Source organism: Streptomyces fulvoviolaceus (genome assembly GCF_000718165.1).
Lineage (GTDB): Bacteria > Actinomycetota > Actinomycetes > Streptomycetales > Streptomycetaceae > Streptomyces > Streptomyces fulvoviolaceus.
On the sequence record NZ_JOEY01000129.1, the window covers coordinates 1 to 4,046 of the forward strand.

The 4,046-nt window shown below is 68.8% G+C and carries 3 protein-coding genes and 2 pseudogenes; 2 read left to right on the forward strand and 3 right to left on the reverse strand.

All coding sequences use genetic code 11. From position 1 onward, the window contains the following. From IG08_RS55470 to IG08_RS0153000, 3 genes and pseudogenes are all read right to left on the reverse strand, one after another. A pseudogene (locus IG08_RS55470) lies at positions 1 to 658 on the reverse strand (NAD(P)/FAD-dependent oxidoreductase); the annotation flags it as partial. A 150-nt stretch (positions 659 to 808) separates the two neighbouring features. After that, entirely contained in the window at positions 809 to 1,549 is a 741-nt protein-coding gene (locus tag IG08_RS0152995; protein WP_030621966.1) for an SDR family NAD(P)-dependent oxidoreductase, read from the reverse strand. A 45-nt stretch (positions 1,550 to 1,594) separates the two neighbouring features. Beyond that, entirely contained in the window at positions 1,595 to 1,987 is a 393-nt protein-coding gene (locus IG08_RS0153000; RefSeq protein ID WP_030621968.1) for a carboxymuconolactone decarboxylase family protein, read from the reverse strand. A gap of 117 nt (positions 1,988 to 2,104) precedes the next feature. Here IG08_RS0153000 and IG08_RS0153005 point away from each other — a divergent pair, with 117 nt between their 5' ends. Together IG08_RS0153005 and IG08_RS0153010 are read left to right on the forward strand one after the other, a co-directional pair. Further along, positions 2,105 to 3,733 carry a flavin-containing monooxygenase gene (locus IG08_RS0153005; protein WP_030621970.1) on the forward strand — a complete coding sequence of 543 codons (1,629 nt, stop codon included), beginning with the start codon at positions 2,105 to 2,107 and terminating at the stop codon, positions 3,731 to 3,733. A 103-nt stretch (positions 3,734 to 3,836) separates the two neighbouring features. Continuing rightward, a pseudogene (locus IG08_RS0153010) lies at positions 3,837 to 4,046 on the forward strand (cyclase family protein); the annotation flags it as partial.

Here is a 4,046-nt window from a genome sequence, read left to right on the forward strand (position 1 = left end):
GACCACATCGGCCGGCAGCACCTCGCCGGTGCCCAGCTGCACACCGGCCACGCGCCCGTCCTCATCGGTCAGCCCTACGACCCCGGTGCCCAGCCGCAGGCGCACACCCTGCTCGGTGTGCAGGTCGCCCAGCAGCCCGGACACCAGCGGGCCCACCTGCAACGCCATCGGCGCCGCCAGCGGACCGGCCAGCGTGACGTCCAGGCCCAGCGTCCGGGCAGTGGCCGCGATCTCGGAGCCGAGGACGCCCTCACCGACGACCACCAGGCGCGAGGACGCCAGCAGGTCCGTCCGCAGCGCCAACGCGTCGTCCAGGGTGCGCAGCACGTGCACACCGGTCAGGCCGTCCGTCCCGGGCAGGCGACGCGCCCGTACTCCCGTGGCGATCACGATCGCGTTCCAGCGAGACCGCCGCGTCCTTCAGGACGAACTCGGCGTCCAGCGCCGAGAGGACCTCGCCGGTCCGTAGTTCGGCCCGCTCCGGTGCCCAGGCACCGGACAGGACCTGCTTGGACAGGGGCGGGCGGTCGTAGGGCGCGTGCGGCTCGTCGCCCAGCACGGTGATCGCGCCCGCGTACCCCTTGCGCCGGAGTGTCTCGGCCGTGGTCAGCCCGGATGCGGACGCGCCCACGACGAGGATGCGGTCCGGGGCCGTCATCCGAGCACCTCGCGGGCGCTGTTTCCGCTGATCTGGACCTCGTTACTCATGCGCAGCTCCGTTGGGGGCGTTGGTGCGGTATCCCTCAGGGGAAAAATAGACCGGCCGGTCGATACATTCAAATTGCCAGACAGAAAGCTGACCATGGGCTCACACGAGGTAGCGTCCGCCGTTGACGCTGAATGTCTGGCCGGTCACGTATCCGGCTTCCTCGGAGGCGAGGTACGCCACCGCGTGCGCGACGTCCTCGGGCGTACCGGCCCGCTTCATCGGCATCATCGCGGCGACCGCCTCCACATCCACCGGGCCCTGGCGCACCAGAGGGGTGTCGATGAACCCGGGCGGAACGTGGTTCACCGTGATCCCCTTCTCGATGTACTCGACCGCCAACGCCCTGGTCAGGCCGATGACCCCGCCCTTGGAGGCCGCGTAGTGCGCCATGGCCGGCGCCCCGGTCTGTGCCGAGGACGAGGAGATGTTGACGATCCGGCCCCACCCGGCGTCGAGCATGTCGGGCACCAGCTCCTGGGTGACCAGGAACGGCCCCTTGAGGTTGATGCCGATCATGCGGTCCCACGAGGCCTCGGTGATGCTCGTGAACGGCTCGTAGGCGGTGATCCCGGCGTTGTTGACGAGGATCGCGACCGGCCCGAGCTCGGCACGGGTCCGGGCCGCGGACGCGGCCACGGCCGCGGCATCGGCCGCGTCGCCCCCGACCGCGATCGCCGTACCGCCCGCCTCCTGGATCTCCGCGACGGTCTTCTCGGCGCCCTCGATGTTGAGGTCCCAGACCGCCACCGCGGCCCCCTTGGCCGCGAGTACGGTCGCGACGCCCTGCCCGATACCGCGGGCGCCACCGGTGACGACGGCGACCTTTCCTTGCAGTGACATGTGCGCGCTCCTTTGCGCTTCGTGCGTGCCTACGGGCGGACCGGCTCAGCCGGCCAGGGCCTCGCGGGCGGCGGTACGGGCCGCGGTCGCGGCGGGGAAACCGGCATAGCCGGCGGCGTGGTAGATGACCTCGGCGATCTCGTCCTCGGTCACTCCGTTGGTCAGCGCGATCCGGACGTGCGTCTTGAGCTCGGCCTCGGCGCCCAGGGCGATGAGCATGCCCAGCGTGACCAGGCTCCGATCGCGCGGGGCAAGTCCCTCGCGGCCCCACAGCGCCCCCCAGACGCTGGTCAGGCCGATATCCACGAGGTCCTCGCCGAGGCGACCGTCGCGCAGGTCGAGATCACCTTCGGGAAATACGCCGGGCAGCGCCGCACGCATGGCCTTCCAACCCGCAGCCCGCAGATCGGCGGCTGTTTCGACTTCTTTGGTACTCATGCGTCTCTCCCATTGCGCTGCTTCGCATCCCTGAGCGAAAGTTAGATCAGACGGTCGGTACAATCAATGTCCCGGATGGAATTCGGGGCCATTGACCGAGCCCACGCGGGAGGGCACATGAGCGAAACAACGAGGAACAGCGCGCCGGACCAGGTCGACGTGCTGGTGATAGGAGCCGGCGTCACCGGCATCTACCAGCTCCACCAAGCCCGTGAGGCGGGCTTCTCGGCGCGACTCCTGGAGGCGGGCAGCGGCGTCGGCGGCACCTGGTACTGGAACCGGTACCCCGAGGCGCGCTTCGACTCCGAGAGCTACACCTACGGCTACCTCTTCTCCAAGGAGCTGTGGGAGGAATGGGAGTGGTCGGAGCGGTTCGCGGGCCAGCCGGAGATCGAGCGCTACTTCAACCACGTGGTCGACCGGTTCGACCTGCGGCGCGACATCCGGTTCGGCGTCAAGGTGACCGCGGCCGTCTACGACGAGCCGTCCGGGACGTGGGCCGTGCGGGGCAGTGACGGCACCGAGGTGCGGGCACGCTTCGTCGTCGCGGCGACCGGCAACCTCTCGGTGCCGTTCATCCCGGGCATCCCGGGACGCGAGGACTTCCGCGGCGCGCAGCACCACACCAGCCGCTGGCCGAAGACCCCCATCGACTTCACCGGCAAGCGGGTGGCCCAGATCGGCACCGGCTCCAGCGGGGTGCAGATCATCTCCGCGATCGCGGACGACGTGGCCCAGCTGACGGTCTTCCAGAAGGACGCCGACTGGCTCACGCCGCTCAACAACGGGCCGATCACGCCCGAGGAGCAGGCGGAGCTCAAGGCGAACTTCGAGTCCATCCGGGACACGCTGAACACCTCGCCGAGCGGGTTCCTGCACCAGATCGCCATGCGGTCGGGCCTCGAGGACACGCCGGAGGAGCGCCAGGCGTTCTACGAGGAGCGGTGGAACGGCCCCGGCTTCACCAAGCTGACCGAGCACTACATGGACATGCTGTCGAACGAGACCGTGAACGCGGAGTGGTGCGCGTTCATGGCCGACAAGATCCGCAGCATCGTCAAGGACCCGGAGACGGCGGACAAGCTGATCCCCAAGGGCCATGGCTACGGCGGGCGTCGACCCCCCTTCGGGACCGGCTACTACGAGACGTACAACAAGCCGAACGTCTCCCTCGTCGACATCAACGAGACGCCGATCACCCGCATCACCGAGGACGGGATCGAAACCTCCGTGGGTGTCGAGGAGTTCGACATCATCATCTGGGCGACCGGCTACGACTTCGGCACCGGCGCGCTCAACCGGCTCGGTGTGGTCGGCCGTCAGGGCCTCCCGCTGAAGGAGTACTGGTCGGACGGCCCGCGTACCTATCTCGGGGTCGCGACGGCCGGCTTCCCCAACTTCTTCTTCCCCGGCGGTCCGCACGGCGCGACGGGCAACAACCCGCGGTACGCCGGCGACCAGGTGGAAATCGTCACCGCCGCGATCGTCCACGCGCGCGACAACGGTTACGACGCCGTCGAGGTGACCGAGGCCGCCGAGGAGGAGTGGACGGACAGCATGAACAACAGCAAGATGTCCTCCTTCCTCGAGAGCAGCTACTTCTACGGCGGCAACATCCCCGGCAAGCCGGTCAAGCAGCTGCTGAACCCGACGGGTCGGTGGGCGCTCCAGGAGGCCATCACCACCGTCAAGCAGGACGAGTACTCGACGTTCGTGTTCTCCAAGGCCACGGAAGCGTCTGAGTGACCACGCGGATGCCCCCACGCCTCCGGGAGCGTCTCCGGGAGGCGCGGGGCATCGGCTTGCTCTCAGTCCATTGATGCAACTGTCGCCTGAGGAGGCATTTATCGTGACGAAGCGTTGGAAGCAGCGTCCGCCGGGCTCGACGTGGGGCGAGTGGGGTGAGGACGACGAGCTGGGGCGGATCAACCTGCTCACGCCCGAGAAGGTCCTGCAGGGGGTGCGGGAGGTCGAGCAGGGGATCACCTTCAGCCTGAGCCTGCCGCTGGACTATCCGGGCGGGACCGCGCTGAACCAGCGGCGCTACCCGCCCATCCTG

Excerpts from the sequence above, each read along its gene's own strand:
- IG08_RS0153005 (WP_030621970.1), top strand. The coding sequence starts at position 2,105 with ATGAGCGAAACAACGAGGAACAGCGCGCCGGACCAGGTCGACGTGCTG.
- IG08_RS0153000 (WP_030621968.1), bottom strand. The coding sequence starts at position 1,987 with ATGAGTACCAAAGAAGTCGAAACAGCCGCCGATCTGCGGGCTGCGGGT.
- IG08_RS0152995 (WP_030621966.1), bottom strand. The coding sequence starts at position 1,549 with ATGTCACTGCAAGGAAAGGTCGCCGTCGTCACCGGTGGCGCCCGCGGT.